This is a genomic window from Vulcanisaeta sp. JCM 16159, from assembly GCF_001316265.1.
GTDB lineage: Archaea > Thermoproteota > Thermoprotei > Thermoproteales > Thermocladiaceae > Vulcanisaeta.
This window is the reverse complement of the sequence record NZ_BBDN01000006.1, coordinates 90,139-102,175: the sequence shown is the minus strand read 5'-3', so window position 1 is coordinate 102,175 and position 12,037 is coordinate 90,139. Positions and strand designations below refer to the sequence as shown.

General features: G+C 45.3%; 18 protein-coding genes, 1 tRNA gene and 1 pseudogene. 13 read left to right on the top strand and 7 right to left on the bottom strand.

What is annotated here, in order from left to right; genetic code table 11:
* Nucleotides 1–3: 3 nt before the first annotated feature.
* Together JCM16159_RS15815 and JCM16159_RS07130 are read left to right on the top strand one after the other, a co-directional pair.
* The gene (locus JCM16159_RS15815; RefSeq protein ID WP_243666243.1) at nt 4–399 is read left to right on the top strand and encodes a proton-conducting transporter membrane subunit; all 396 of its coding nucleotides are present in this window, start codon (nt 4–6) and stop codon (nt 397–399) included.
* A gap of 199 nt (nt 400–598) precedes the next feature.
* Entirely contained in the window at nt 599–1,168 is a 570-nt protein-coding gene (locus tag JCM16159_RS07130; RefSeq protein WP_054857387.1) for a hypothetical protein, read from the top strand.
* A 3-nt stretch (nt 1,169–1,171) separates the two neighbouring features.
* On the opposite strand, the gene JCM16159_RS07125 is transcribed toward JCM16159_RS07130, so the two are convergent.
* Nucleotides 1,172–1,624 (bottom strand): thioredoxin domain-containing protein, encoded by a 453-nt coding sequence (locus JCM16159_RS07125; protein ID WP_243666242.1) that lies wholly within the window; start codon nt 1,622–1,624, stop codon nt 1,172–1,174.
* A gap of 256 nt (nt 1,625–1,880) precedes the next feature.
* Between JCM16159_RS07125 and JCM16159_RS07120 the strand changes: the two genes are divergently transcribed.
* The 5 genes from JCM16159_RS07120 to JCM16159_RS07105 all read left to right on the top strand — a co-directional run bounded on the left by JCM16159_RS07120 (nt 1,881) and on the right by JCM16159_RS07105 (nt 4,282).
* Complete coding sequence (locus JCM16159_RS07120) at nt 1,881–2,312, top strand: hypothetical protein (protein WP_243666241.1); 432 nt, start codon at nt 1,881–1,883, stop codon at nt 2,310–2,312.
* A gap of 168 nt (nt 2,313–2,480) precedes the next feature.
* Nucleotides 2,481–3,101: a hypothetical protein gene (locus JCM16159_RS07115; protein WP_054857385.1), complete on the top strand. Its 621-nt coding sequence runs from the start codon at nt 2,481–2,483 to the stop codon at nt 3,099–3,101.
* 157 nt (nt 3,102–3,258) lie between these two features.
* Nucleotides 3,259–3,630, top strand: a complete 372-nt coding sequence (locus JCM16159_RS07110; RefSeq protein WP_054857384.1) for a hypothetical protein — start codon at nt 3,259–3,261, stop codon at nt 3,628–3,630.
* A gap of 275 nt (nt 3,631–3,905) precedes the next feature.
* Nucleotides 3,906–4,067 carry a hypothetical protein gene (locus JCM16159_RS15810; protein WP_243666240.1) on the top strand — a complete coding sequence of 54 codons (162 nt, stop codon included), beginning with the start codon at nt 3,906–3,908 and terminating at the stop codon, nt 4,065–4,067.
* Nucleotides 4,068–4,096: 29 nt separating this feature from the next.
* Entirely contained in the window at nt 4,097–4,282 is a 186-nt protein-coding gene (locus JCM16159_RS07105) for a hypothetical protein (RefSeq protein WP_054857383.1), read from the top strand.
* Between the two features lie 6 nt (nt 4,283–4,288).
* Here the strand turns inward: JCM16159_RS07105 and JCM16159_RS15805 are convergent.
* From JCM16159_RS15805 to JCM16159_RS15800, 6 genes and pseudogenes are all read right to left on the bottom strand, one after another.
* Nucleotides 4,289–4,386 (bottom strand) — tRNA-Thr (locus JCM16159_RS15805).
* A gap of 138 nt (nt 4,387–4,524) precedes the next feature.
* Nucleotides 4,525–5,187, bottom strand: a complete 663-nt coding sequence (locus JCM16159_RS07100; protein ID WP_054857382.1) for a hypothetical protein — start codon at nt 5,185–5,187, stop codon at nt 4,525–4,527.
* 58 nt (nt 5,188–5,245) lie between these two features.
* Nucleotides 5,246–6,552: pseudogene (truD, locus tag JCM16159_RS07095) on the bottom strand (tRNA pseudouridine(13) synthase TruD).
* An 86-nt stretch (nt 6,553–6,638) separates the two neighbouring features.
* Complete coding sequence (locus JCM16159_RS07090; RefSeq protein ID WP_054857381.1) at nt 6,639–6,935, bottom strand: hypothetical protein; 297 nt, start codon at nt 6,933–6,935, stop codon at nt 6,639–6,641.
* A 79-nt stretch (nt 6,936–7,014) separates the two neighbouring features.
* Nucleotides 7,015–7,677 carry a hypothetical protein gene (locus JCM16159_RS07085; protein ID WP_243666239.1) on the bottom strand — a complete coding sequence of 221 codons (663 nt, stop codon included), beginning with the start codon at nt 7,675–7,677 and terminating at the stop codon, nt 7,015–7,017.
* Between the two features lie 32 nt (nt 7,678–7,709).
* Nucleotides 7,710–7,919: a hypothetical protein gene (locus tag JCM16159_RS15800; protein ID WP_243666238.1), complete on the bottom strand. Its 210-nt coding sequence runs from the start codon at nt 7,917–7,919 to the stop codon at nt 7,710–7,712.
* Nucleotides 7,920–7,959: 40 nt separating this feature from the next.
* Between JCM16159_RS15800 and JCM16159_RS07080 the strand changes: the two genes are divergently transcribed.
* The 6 genes from JCM16159_RS07080 (at nt 7,960) to JCM16159_RS15790 (ending at nt 11,955) form a co-directional block, all read left to right on the top strand.
* Nucleotides 7,960–8,496: a GTP-dependent dephospho-CoA kinase family protein gene (locus JCM16159_RS07080; protein WP_054857380.1), complete on the top strand. Its 537-nt coding sequence runs from the start codon at nt 7,960–7,962 to the stop codon at nt 8,494–8,496.
* Between the two features lie 145 nt (nt 8,497–8,641).
* Entirely contained in the window at nt 8,642–9,853 is a 1,212-nt protein-coding gene (locus tag JCM16159_RS07075; protein WP_054857379.1) for a DNA methyltransferase, read from the top strand.
* A 551-nt stretch (nt 9,854–10,404) separates the two neighbouring features.
* Nucleotides 10,405–11,076, top strand: coding sequence for a 2,5-diamino-6-(ribosylamino)-4(3H)-pyrimidinone 5'-phosphate reductase (locus JCM16159_RS07070; RefSeq protein ID WP_054857378.1), 672 nt, complete (start codon nt 10,405–10,407; stop codon nt 11,074–11,076).
* A gap of 216 nt (nt 11,077–11,292) precedes the next feature.
* Nucleotides 11,293–11,568 carry a hypothetical protein gene (locus JCM16159_RS07065; RefSeq protein WP_054857419.1) on the top strand — a complete coding sequence of 92 codons (276 nt, stop codon included), beginning with the start codon at nt 11,293–11,295 and terminating at the stop codon, nt 11,566–11,568.
* Nucleotides 11,555–11,719: a hypothetical protein gene (locus tag JCM16159_RS15795; RefSeq protein ID WP_243666237.1), complete on the top strand. Its 165-nt coding sequence runs from the start codon at nt 11,555–11,557 to the stop codon at nt 11,717–11,719. Before JCM16159_RS07065 ends, JCM16159_RS15795 begins: the two co-directional genes overlap by 14 nt.
* A gap of 74 nt (nt 11,720–11,793) precedes the next feature.
* A complete protein-coding gene (locus JCM16159_RS15790) occupies nt 11,794–11,955 on the top strand; it encodes a PIN domain-containing protein (RefSeq protein WP_367834370.1) in 162 nt (53 codons plus the stop codon).
* Nucleotides 11,956–12,037: the final 82 nt, after the last annotated feature.

Below are 12,037 nucleotides of genomic sequence, written 5' to 3'. Positions count from 1 at the left end.
TCGATGTTCCTAGGCAACATAGGCGCGTTAACAAGTAGGGAGAGTCCGAGAGTCCTCGCCTACTCCTCAATAGCCAACATGGGCTATGTAATGGCTGCCTTCGCGGCAGCAATAATGGGCGCCCAGGAGATGGGGGCAACCCTTGATTTTGCATTTATTGGCTTGTTACTACAATTGTTCATGAACGCGGTTGGTAAAATGGGCTTCTTTAACACCGTATTCTCAAAGGGCAACAATGCAGTGAGTACCTGGTTGATATCCCTGGCCTTTATAGGAACGCCACCACTCCTGGGCTTCTGGTCGAAGCTATACATAATATTGGCGCTGGTTTATGGCAACCTTACCTGGCTAGCGGTTCTCCTGGTCATTAACTCCGTAATCTCGGTGCCTACTACGTGAGCTCGCCAGGGAGTTAGGGACTGGTTGGAAGGGTGGGTTGGCCGAGGGCTTGATCATCGTGTTTACAATACTTACGTTATCAACAATAATACCACCCTACTGGTTAGTGGTTCCACTAATTAAAATGAAACTGATCAATTACCTAATACTTAGCCTGAAATGATATTGCTTAAAACTATCGATTATTTTTAAAACGTTGATGAACATCATAAGGGGTGTTTATGAGGGTTTAACTGCCGTCATATACGGTTTAGTACTTGACGTAATACTAAAGGCATTACTTCTTATGGGGTTCACGGACTTAGTTAATGATGCGCTTCAGTTGATTGTGGCAACCCTTTGGATTGGTATTGAGATGTTTGGTTGGAATGGAGTCTGCATAGTTAATAGAGGTGTATGTAGGTTATCAACGATTTACAGGTACCTGATATTCATTGCAGTGCCATTACTGGCATTTTCCTACCTACTCTATATGTATGGTAGCGATACCGCGGCTGCCGTGTTATTCCTAGTAACCGTGAGTACAGTGTTGGGTCTATCAGTGGCTAGCTACATTGGTGCCTACATGGTTGTTAATCAATTTAGGAGTAACGTCGGTAAGGCTGGTGTACTGGTATCAATAATTGCGGTTATAATGTGGTTAACGCTGATATCTGGCGCCATGGAGATCGGCACGGCAATAAACGCCCTGGGCAACACATTAATACTAATAGCCCTACTGCAAGTTAGGAGGAGGTACACGCCGATGACCAAATTCCGCCATAGGTGAGTTTTAATAGATGTAGAAGTCCTCAATTATCTTCGCCAATTTCATAATACCTGGGTAACCAAATATTCCCTGCCCAATATTCCTATTCAAATTGCCAACTATCATCGTCGGTGTACCCGGGGCACCCAACTCCTTCGCCACGGACTTAGCCTCCATAACCCTCTGAAGCTCCTCATTTACACAATCGCCATCAGCCTCCGCAACGGCCTCCTCACCCTTCAACTTACCGCTCAGGTAAGCCTCGTAATGCCTCTTTAGGACCTCCAGGAAGACCATCGGGTCCCTCCTATAGATACACCTGAAGGTCGCGTGGAGCTTCTCAACACCCCTGTGCACTGGGTAATCAACGAAGTAAAGCGATGCCTTACCACTCCTGTACAACTCAACTAGGTAATCACCGGCCTCATCCTCGAGTAGGGCACAGCCTGGGCAGTACAGGTCATAAAAAAATAACAACGAGCAACCTGGGATTTTGAACCCTAAACCCAAGCCCAACCCTATCAATCCTCTCCAAAACACCCCTAACATCCCTAATCAACCACTCATCAGTCATCAACACGATTTAACACGGCAACCCTTAAAAACATTAATTGCCAATTCAGTGATCAATGGCCGTGGCATTACTATTTGGGGAACTGAACATGTTGGGCAGGCAGAGTGGAGGTAAGATTATTCTCACCTCCACTCTGCATATCCAAGTCTCGACCTCTGCATGATGGTCAGGGATTTAAGGCGGCCTTCCTGGCTATACTGTATGACTGTGCTTGATATTGGTTTTGGTAATGCTGTTTGGGTTAGGGCTAGGGTTAGGATTTATGAGAGTAGTAGGAGGGTTGGTGATAGGGAGTATAAGGTGATTAATGCCTACATACCACTGCCGACCACCGTTAAGTACTTTGGCTTCAGGAATGGGGCGCCAGTGAGGATTTGGTTGTTTAAGGATAATAGGTACATGGCCTATGAGGGAAACATAAGGAGGATACACAAGTCGCAGTACGGTGCGAGCCTACCAACCACCGTAATAGAGAACCTAGGCTTGAATAATAAGGATAAGGTTGAGGCATTGATATACCTGGAGCTGAGTGAGAGGGAAGGTGGTGAGGAGATTAAGGAATTGAGTGAGGGCGAGCAAGATGTTGAGTAATTGAACATTTTTTGGACCTGAAGAGTGGAGGTGAGAATAATCTTACCTCCACTCTGCCTGCCCAAACTTTAACACACCACTAATAAATAGATGCTTCACCAATACTTTCACTGATGTTTCTATTCTTTATTAGAGTAAAATTTATAAATCTCTGCTATTTTAACCCTGATGTACATAGTCACTGGCTACACACGCGGTAAGTCCTCGAGGAGCTTTGAGGGTAGGTATAAGGGTGTTGATGATGTTAGGGATGTCCATGAGACCCTAGCCATTAAGTTGAGGAGGGATTTGCAGTACTTCGTGATTACGAATGATGATGGAGACCTTGTTCTTTGGACCTTTGATATACCTGGTTATGAGACCCACATATACTCAATGATTAAGGAAACAGCAACGCTAATGCTTTGCCCAAGGATTGACAACTCCACATACCTACTACCCGACGCGTCAATGCTGGGCGACCTAGCAAGTGCCCTATCACGCCATGAGTATAGGGACATGGCGTACTTCGTGAGGCCACTAAATAGGGAATTCGTGATCAAGGCTTTGAGGGCTATCTACGACTCGGCAATGGTCATAATCATGAAAACACTGATGAGTGCAAGCAGGGCTAGGGGCATCACCCTGAGGGTTCTCATGGATAAGGTCGACTACATCGAGGGGTCAATAAGTAGGGCATTGAGCATATGGAGGGATAAGGGTTACGACATAGACTCCTCAAGTATTGAAAGTGCAATAGGCAGTGTTAGGGAGGTGCTTAGGAGGAGGTTGGTAAAAACTAACCGATAAGGTCATTAGATAATTACTTAAAATAAGGCAGTGGGTATGGAATAGATAGGCAGGTTATCAGGGCAGTAATCGAGGAGTTAAGGATTAGGTACCAGGCAAGTCAAGGTCCTGGGTAAGGAGGTCACTCAGAAGATTCCTGAGCAATAGCGTTAGGGCCTTGGGTGGTGATACGTGGGTTGTCAGGGGTGAGCCGTCAATGGGCGACAAGCTGCCTCAGTACATGGTTAGGTTCGTGAACGGCAGATACACCTGCGATTGTCAGGTAAGTGCCTGGGGCGAGAGCAGGGGGTTGTGCACCCACATTGGTGCAGTTATCATAAGTCGATTGTATAGTGAGCTCATGAAAACCGTGTACGCGGCAATAGTGAGGGCTGAGTGCCTCGATAATGAGTTATTAATACCTGGCAATAATGAGACCGTGGTGAATAAGGTCGTCCAGGGCGGCACAACCATATACGTAATAAGGACCGGGCAGGAAACCACCGTAAAGGCCTACTCGCCTGTAATGATGAGGTTAGGGAATTATTGATAGAAACAAAGCCCACGAAAAACTGGGAGGTCATGAGGATACTGAGGGGTAAAACCGCGTGATTCACGACGGAACTCTTATTGGGTAAGACCCACAATGAGTTAATGATGTAATCGCGGGCATCATAAATAAACTTCATGATCACATTAAGAGACAGGGTTAGTTACGCAGTGACCTCAGGTAATCATTAGGGGTGGTTGATTCAATGATGATTTCATGGCATTCCTATTGTTTGCAGTTTAGGTGATGATTAGGCTCTACATGGGTGCGTTGAAATGTGGGGTGGAACTATCAAGAGGCTTGAGGACTTGGGATCCAGGGAGGATTATGGAAAGTGTGAAATAGCATACGTGATTAAGTCCTCGAGGGCCGTTGACCTCATCAAACAAATGCTTGGTGATCTCTCGATCAAGGCTTTGGTCAAGGGTTTCAGTTAATTGCCCGGTGCTGGGAAGCCCAGGAACTAGTGGCGCTGGCTAATGTGAACGTTAGGTCCCTGGGCAGGTCATCAATTGAGGTTGTTGGTATTAAAATGAGCGTCCACGTGAATAATGATGGCTGTATTGAGCTTAGGACCAAACACAGGGGCCTCGAGGACCCAACACCAACCAAAGCTCACAGGTTCAATAAAACAAAAACTAAACCTCCTTAACAAGTGTGGAGCCCCGGCCGGGATTCGAACCCGGGACCTCCCGCTTACGAGGCTTGCACGGGGCTTTCGCCCCAGGGCGCTCCGACCGGGCTGAGCTACCGGGCTGAGCAATTGCTGCGCCGCATGAGTTTTAAGTTTTTCGTGACTTATCCCTTATCGATTGATTGTGATTGTTAAATCACTCGTTCATGAAATTGTTGATCTTAGTAATTAATGCAGGTACCCTTATTCAGACCAAGGGTTTAAAGGCCTTGGCTCGTCATTATATCCTCAACAGCCTGGTTGAATAAGTAGCCTATTTCGTGAACCTTTACGGTATCCTCATGCCTAGGTCTTGTTACCGTGGCTATGTAAACACCGTAATCCGAGTGATTGCCCTCCTCAGGTCCCTGCGGATTGCCGTATGGCGAGAACAGTATCATGTGTGTTATGTCGTTTCTCAGGATTAAATTCCTCAATGCCCTATCGAGCTGGTTATAGATTTCGCACTTCATTTGTGGCTTTAGATGTAGGAATCTATCGAGTGCGTTGATTGATGCTATTACGGGCTTTGTTTGGGCCTCGACCATTACTGAGCTTATCACATTGTTTATCTCTGTTGTTGGATCCACCTCCTGGTTCATCTTAATGCTGTATTTGCCATATGTTGGGTCGGTGATTGGTATGTTTATTAGTGATGCCCTGGTTAACTTAACAAGTGGTGCCTGCATTGGGTCTATACTCGGCACTTCCTTCACCGGCTCCATCATCAGTACGGACCACCATGACTTGTCAGGGTATTGCGGCTTTCTATTCTCCGTGACGCCCCTCTCTATTGAGTTCATTAATGACAGTAGGAGGTTGGTCTCGCACTCCATGAATCCCTGATACTCAAGCCCAGGTATTCCCAGTAGTATTGGTTGCATCTGGTTACGTCATTACTTTGCCTTTAATATCATTTCTTAGTCATAAATATGACTAAGATTACGTGAAATCAATCTCAGGGTGTTTACTCTTCATTAATTCCCTGAGGAATACCGTGGCGTAGTTACCGCGGGGTAGTCTGAAGACTATGTTCAATTCGTAATTAACCAGGTTAATACCAATGATAACGAGCTTAGTAAATAACGGTCTATAACCACCCCTGACTGATAATCTTGGTATTGACTTAACCATAAACATCAATAAATCCACACCCTCCCTCCTAAGCACATTAAGCTCTATATCACTCTGAATACCGGGTGGAAACTTGGTATTATAACCTACTAAGTGCCCCACGGGGATTGCGCGTCCCTTTATCACTAATTCATTGACCTTATCAACCATAGTCTCATTTACATGAATTACATGCTTGGTCGGTAATCCATGCTCATCAAGCAGTGCAACAATATCACCAGGCAGCGCCCTATTTATTGGTAAACCCCTGCCTATCCGCTCACTCAGGGCTAGGTTGAATAGGTATGATTGGTAGGACTCAACGTAGAGGTTTAATAATTCACGGGGTAACTTCCTTAGGGCATTCACAAAATCCCTGGGGTTACTGGCCAATTGCCTAAGTACAGCCTTTCAGGGTAATACCTATAGCTCTTGGGCATTAATTCAAGTGCCTTTGAGTAATCACCAGTCCTCGCGATGAGTTCCCTGACTTCCCTAATCCTTGGGGGTTCCATTGGGTAAGTATGAGCCAGCAATTCATTGACGGCATCCTCAAACTCACCAAAAATAATGTGCTTACCTATAACGTGGGAGTTCGGTCTCTTTAAGCCGAATCTTTGATAACCATAGTATGTGGGTAAACCCCTCTCCATCAGTTGATTAATCATGCAGTTAATGTTGTCCTTCCTGGATGGGTCAATGTTCTTAACCCTTATGGTGAATTCATTGCCCCAAATATCGCCAGTTGTGAAGGCCCTATCCATACTTACCACGCTAAGTACCTTGATGTCTCTGCCGAAGTTGCTGGGTACTTCATTAATTGAGACCCCACGTACAGAGACCACCTGTGATGTGATGGCCACCGCATCCTTAAGTCCACCAAAGCTTATGTCACGAGAGCCAACACCAAGCTTCCTACTTATTATCAACGATAGTGTTATTGCGTCGATACCCCTCTTCTCAATAATCATCCAGACCCAAGGCCCCGGCTTACCAACGATCTTAGGTAATGGTTTGCCAGTGACGCTGGTGGGCACGACCTGCCCATCAATCAGCACCTCCTCAACTATGAAGTCCTCAAGTCTCTCCTTAATCCTACCACCAATGCCCTCACAATCCGTTACATAGTAATTCATCCCAACATACCTATCAAGCCAGGCCTCAGATAATAACGGCATCTTACTGACCTTGATAAATAATAAGGACTTTTAAGGAATTTTATTTACTTAGTAAGGCACTCATTCATTAGCTCGGCGATGGCCGAGTAAGATCTTCCCAAGCAGTCCTGACACACGATCCTAGTTACCTTATTACCCACGATCTCCACGTAACCAAGATCCTCAGGCCTTACCCAATGGCCACATACTGAGCACCTTCTAAGTCCGAGCAACCTATTCACTTCCCTAACCACTTTAGACGCCTCATTGTTCATTAGAATACGCCTTTCGTCGTTTATTACGGCTACGGCAATGACTAAACCCTTAACCCTCATTAATGAAAGTTTTCTGAAGCTACTCATCACTTAATTACTCTCTCTGCGATTAATAAATTACTTCCAGAGTCATGTGTATAGCGAGTAACAGAGTTAAGCAAAACTTTCACTTCACTTCCTGCCCACGACTCGATAGACAGTGCTCAATAAGCTCATCAACGCGGGTAAACGGTGACCTACGCACGTTATATCCCATACCCATTAACTTACCAACTAGGGACAAGTAATCGCTAAGCCCCATGCTCTGCGGTAAGGAGACAAGGACATTACCAACGCAGTAATCAGTGTCCGTCTTAATATCCATGGGCTTTGGTAAGGTGAGTATGAGGTCCTTACTAACAGCCTTACTCACAGCCCTAACACCAAACCTAATAATGGCCGAGAAGACAGGGTCCGAAACCTCAACACCCTCAACCCTGGACATCGCGAACTTACTATATGGTATTAAGCCGGGGTTGGACCAATCAACCACGTAGATTCTGGACTCGTACTGCCTGGATAGGTGGACAGAGAACGACCTCTTAACAACCATGCACCTAGCCTCCAGGTCGATCGTGAGCTCCCTACTAACTAGTTTATTCGGGACTAGGTCAGCGGGTTCCCTAACGCCAGCCAGTATTGATTCGGGGTTCTCATAAAATATGGCAAGCCCGAGGTCCAAGATGTTGATATCATTAACAAGCTTGAGGTAGTTGTTCATCATTATGAGGTCGACTAGGGAAAAACTCCTCCTACTAAGCAAATCAATTAACGCCCCCGCCAGATCCACCTCCCTAATCAACCCCCTCCTATACTGGACGGCTAGTGCATGAACATCCTCGATAAAGCCTCATTACCCGTTAAGCCATTCCAAGCCCTTAAAAACGTACTGTTAATTGACTCATTATAACCACCACCAACCATCACGATGAGCGAAAGGGCTTGTTTCATGTTTTTCATCAGTAAATCGTCCAGTGCCGTGTAATCCTCGATTAAACGTCGCCACTCGGGGTAATCAATGTATGCAAGCACGCGATATTCCTTATTAATGACTTGTTAATAAGCCATTGCTGTGTATATACTCGCCAGTAAGTGGGCTAGGTCCATGATGGCTTGGCCACTTGGTATAGCAATTGGTAGGGAGGCACCCGAGTCGATTATTAGGGTAAGGAGCGAGTATGAGAATTCCTTCCTTATAACAGTTGGTGATGTGGTCACAATGAACACAATGAAGTATTGGAGGATTCCTAACCTGGCTTTTATGGATTTGAAGACTAGGAGGACAATTGACATGGGCAATGTTGAGGTTACTGGTTTTGACAGAGTCATTAATATGGTTAATAGGCCAGCAACGCTGGGTGTTGATGTAATTAATACCGTGAAAGATGCAATGAGGTATGCTGCTAGTGGTGTTCACGTGCTCATACAAGTTGATGGCGAGGAGGACTTACTCGCGATACCCGCCGTACTCCTTGCACCAAGGGGTTCCCTAGTGCTGTATGGTCTCTATACCGGCTACCTAGTTGCCATACCGGTTAATGACGAGTATAGGCTCGCATTCCTGAAGCTTTTTTTCAATGATGAAGCCAGATTAGTTCGCCTAAAATGAATTGATGCAATGCAGTAGGTAGTGCCTGTAATCATCCTGAGTATGGAATAATGAGCTACTTAATGACTTGTGGCTACGCAAGAAATACTATGCGCATACGTTTAGTTAGTTAATTATAAAGTCTGAGTCGGTAGTATCCATAGAAATGCAAGGTAAGGTTGAGGTTTTGTTTAGGGAGTTGGTTAGGGATGTTCCATCGACCACCTACGCCACCCACGCACTTTACATGTACCCTGCCAAGTTTATTCCGCATGTCGTTAGGTACGTGATTAATAAGTATACTAATCCTGGTGATTGGGTCTTCGACCCATTCGCTGGTTATGGCACTGTGGCTATTGAGGCATCACTCACCGGCAGAAACGCGGTTCTTTGGGACTTGAACCCAATCATGGAGGTCCTCGTTAAGGCGTCAACGTACATGGGCGAGTTGAGGCTCAGTGACTTCGACATCGATTGGGGGTTCAGCAGGCCCTACAGGCCCCTGTGGAGCAACATCAATTATTGGCACCCGAGGGAGTTCTACGAAGTCCTGAGTCGCGCCTGGGGTTTCTGGCACTACGCAGTGCCGAGCGATTTGAAGCCCGTGGTGGCAATACCGTTGCTTAAGGTAACTAGGTACTTCAGCTATGCTGACTTGGAGATTGCTAAACTGTATAAATCAAGGGAGGCTGAGGCTAGGGTTAAGGAATTGTTGTCAAGCGACTGGAGGAGCAAGTTAAGGGAGCTTTACTGGCAGTATGCCAGGGAGACCTATGATAAGATTAGGGATTATCAGTACAGGGGTCCCAAGAGGGTTGAGTTAATTGTTAGGGCTGGGGTTGACTCACTGAACATGAGGCTTGATAGGGATGTTGATGTATTAATAACTTCGCCACCGTACCTACAGGCCCAGGAGTACATTAGGTCCTTTAAGCTTGAACTGGCTTGGCTCGGCTATGGCAACAAATTAACCGAGTTGTCCAAGCATGAAATACCATATAACAACCCACCCAACGTTAAGGTTAATAGTGAAACCTATGCGAGGATTAGGGAGGAGGTTAGGAAGCTCGACCATGAGAAGCTCCTTGAAATCTACGACGCATACTTCAAGTCGCTGGCCCACTTCCTAAACAACAACCACGAGAGGGTTGGGAGGGTCATGGCGATATTCGTAGGGCCAACAAAGATTAGGAACATCAGGGTACCAATAGACGAAATACTCAGGGAACACCTGGAGAGCCTTGGCTGGAAGCACGAGGTAACCCTAGTGGATAAGATAGTCTCAAGGAGACTGTTCAAGGTTGAGAGAAACCCAGCAACAGGGCTAGTTGACGAAAGAACACCAACAGAACACCTACTAATAATGAGTAAGAATTAATTCGTAATTAATAAGGAACAAGACCTAGCTTATATTTAAGAAGGAATAGACCTTGTTGCAATATGCCGTGATAACAAGTCTGTATAATTTATCAAGTTAAGAACGAGTATGCAGGTGGTCGTACCGGCCAGGAATCATTAATTAATAAGTCGAATAAAGTACTTGGCCTAATAGTAATATAGACGATTAATTAGAGACGCCTTAAATAACTCTGATGTCATCAAGCGCATAAACGTTAACCCATAAACATAGCCATTGGCCAATTTTTAACGCCTTACGTTAGTTCACGAAAGCTCGCTTAAGCCTGCGGTGCCTTACGAAATTATTTAGGTTCTCAAATGCATTACATGGTTAAAGCCTGATGAGGGGTGGTTACTGGGTAGGTTTAATATCGTGAGTAATGAGGAAAGTCTTAACAAGGACTAACCTGGCGGTACACATGGTGTAGCTTAGGAGGTGATTAGGGATCATTAATGCACCCTTATCTTAATAGTAATCCCACCCCACCATGTTTTTTTAAGCCTTGACTTAGTGAGGTCAAAGGGTGGTTGATGCAGAGACCTTATGTGATTATTGTCTCGGCGGCCTCGGTGGACGGCAGGATAGCCAGTAAGACCGGTTACTCAAGGCTTTCATGCCCCTTCGACTTAAAGAGACTTCATGAGGTTAGGGCAAGTGTCGATGCGATAATGGTTGGGGCTAATACGGTAATTAATGATGATCCAACACTAACGCCTAGGTATGTTAAGGCTGTTAGAAACCCCATAAGGGTCGTTATTGATGGGAAAATGAGAACACCACTAACAGCTAAGGTAGTCACGAATAAGGAGGCACCGACGATAATAGTCACCACGGAACAGGCAGACCGTAGTAAGATCACTCAATTAGTGAACATGGGCGTTGAGGTATGGGTAATGGGTAAGGAACGTGTTAACCTTAAAGACGTCCTTGAGAAGTTGTTCACGGAGAGGGGCGTTAGGAGGGTCCTTGTGGAGGGTGGTGGACACCTTAATTGGGAATTGATTAAGGAGGGGCTTGTGGACGAGATTAGGCTCACAATATCACCATACGTATTTGGGGCAGGTACATCATTCATAGAGGGCGAGGGATACCCAACAACGATGGAGGGGCCTAGGTTAAGGCTTAGGTCCGTCAACATATGCGAATGCGGTCAGGAGGTTATAATTAACTATATCGTTGAGAGGTGTTGTTCGTCAATATGAACTTCGCCGGGAATAGCAATGGTCGGGATTGCCAAAGAAACCATGTGATACTTTATTTACCTTAAATTCACTACTTAAGGTTGTTGATCAACCTCATTATTGATGTTTCCTAAACCTTGTAATATTAATCGTGGTTGATATCATTAAACGCTTGGCGTTGCTTAATAAAAAGGTTCTTAAGTACTTTTGTACTTATATTTCCTTAGTGTTTGGTTTATGAGTAAGGGTAAGAGAGATGTTGAGGTTATTAAAGTTGAGTTGCCTAGGGATTTGGCTGAGAGATTTCGTAGGTACGTGGCTGAGAGGTATGGGCTTAGAAGAGGTTCGTTATCGAGGGCTGTCGCTGATTTAATAGCCAGGGAACTAGCGCTTTATGGTGAGACTAATGGTAGTATTGATGCTATTGTGGGCCTTGGCCTTCAGTCTGATTATCAATGGAGTGGTGAGGACCTCGTCGAGGCCTTAAGGAGGAGGACCCATGTACCTAATTGATGCCAACATATTCCTGGAGGTAATATACAGAAGGGATAAGTGGGCTGAGTGCTATGAGTTCCTTAACAGGATTAAGAAAGGAGACATTAGGCCTACACTCTTCATTTCACTATACATGCCATATCAGCCATTCTGGGTAAGCCTGACTTAGTAAGTAAGTTCCTGTCTGAGATAAGTACTTGGCGTGGGCTCGTAATAATCGATTCACCGGTTGATGAGGAGGCTATGGCCGCGGAGCTTGCGTTTAAGGTAGGCTTGGACTTTGACGATGGTCTTCATTATTACTACGCTAAGAAGATGGGCCTTAAATTGATATCATTCGATAAGGACTTCGATAAAACGGACATAGAGAGATTAGAACCGCATGATGTATTACGGACGTCATAGCGATATGGCGCACCTCTATTAATGGCACTCCATTCTAAAGTAATAATTTAGTTTTAGTTTCAAGTAATTAATACGTAACCCC

What these genes read in the sequence shown, in the direction of transcription:
- JCM16159_RS15815 (WP_243666243.1), top strand. Translation starts at nt 4, where the DNA reads ATGTTCCTAGGCAACATAGGCGCGTTAACAAGTAGGGAGAGTCCGAGA.
- JCM16159_RS07130 (WP_054857387.1), top strand. Translation starts at nt 599, where the DNA reads ATGAACATCATAAGGGGTGTTTATGAGGGTTTAACTGCCGTCATATAC.
- JCM16159_RS07120 (WP_243666241.1), top strand. Translation starts at nt 1,881, where the DNA reads ATGATGGTCAGGGATTTAAGGCGGCCTTCCTGGCTATACTGTATGACT.
- JCM16159_RS07115 (WP_054857385.1), top strand. Translation starts at nt 2,481, where the DNA reads ATGTACATAGTCACTGGCTACACACGCGGTAAGTCCTCGAGGAGCTTT.
- JCM16159_RS15810 (WP_243666240.1), top strand. Translation starts at nt 3,906, where the DNA reads ATGTGGGGTGGAACTATCAAGAGGCTTGAGGACTTGGGATCCAGGGAG.
- JCM16159_RS07100 (WP_054857382.1), bottom strand. Translation starts at nt 5,187, where the DNA reads ATGCAACCAATACTACTGGGAATACCTGGGCTTGAGTATCAGGGATTC.
- JCM16159_RS07090 (WP_054857381.1), bottom strand. Translation starts at nt 6,935, where the DNA reads ATGAGTAGCTTCAGAAAACTTTCATTAATGAGGGTTAAGGGTTTAGTC.
- JCM16159_RS07075 (WP_054857379.1), top strand. Translation starts at nt 8,642, where the DNA reads ATGCAAGGTAAGGTTGAGGTTTTGTTTAGGGAGTTGGTTAGGGATGTT.
- JCM16159_RS07070 (WP_054857378.1), top strand. Translation starts at nt 10,405, where the DNA reads ATGCAGAGACCTTATGTGATTATTGTCTCGGCGGCCTCGGTGGACGGC.
- JCM16159_RS07065 (WP_054857419.1), top strand. Translation starts at nt 11,293, where the DNA reads ATGAGTAAGGGTAAGAGAGATGTTGAGGTTATTAAAGTTGAGTTGCCT.
- JCM16159_RS15795 (WP_243666237.1), top strand. Translation starts at nt 11,555, where the DNA reads ATGTACCTAATTGATGCCAACATATTCCTGGAGGTAATATACAGAAGG.
- JCM16159_RS15790 (WP_367834370.1), top strand. Translation starts at nt 11,794, where the DNA reads ATGGCCGCGGAGCTTGCGTTTAAGGTAGGCTTGGACTTTGACGATGGT.